Genomic DNA, 466 nt, shown 5'->3' on the forward strand with positions numbered 1-466 from the left:
GGACATGCCCGCCGAACAGCGCGGCATGTTCATCGCCGGTGACGACGTGTCCTGGACGCCTGCCTGGGTGGAAGGCGCGGTACAGACGTCGCTGAATGCGGTGTGGGGCATCATGAATCACTTTGGCGGCAAGACTCACGCCGAAAACCCCGGCCCCGGCGACGTGTTCAATGACATCGGCCCAATTGCACTGGCCGACTGACAGAAGGAAATCCCCATGCGTGTCGCGTTGTATCAATGCGAGCCCTTGCCGCTGGACGTCAGCGGCAACCTGACTCGACTGGAACACCAGGCGCAGGCGGCGGCCGCACAGGGTGCGCAGGTGCTGGTCTGCCCGGAGATGTTTCTGACCGGCTACAACATTGGCACCAGGGCCTGCACCGAGTTGGCGCAAGCGCAGGACGGACCCGCTGCGACGCGCATTGCAGAGATTGCCCGGCAGTACGGGATTGCGATTCTGTACGGC

The 466-nt window shown here is 63.7% G+C and carries 1 protein-coding gene and 1 pseudogene; both read left to right on the plus strand.

Annotated features, from left to right (window positions below; all coding sequences use genetic code 11):
* A pseudogene (locus EE949_RS25685) lies at window positions 1-202 on the plus strand (amine oxidase); the annotation flags it as partial.
* 15 nt (window positions 203-217) lie between these two features.
* Window positions 218-466: nitrilase-related carbon-nitrogen hydrolase (locus EE949_RS25690; protein ID WP_277423385.1), on the plus strand; the 249-nt coding region annotated here is incomplete at its 3' end.

The sequence above is a fragment of the Pseudomonas viridiflava genome (assembly GCF_900602065.1).
Lineage (GTDB): Bacteria > Pseudomonadota > Gammaproteobacteria > Pseudomonadales > Pseudomonadaceae > Aquipseudomonas.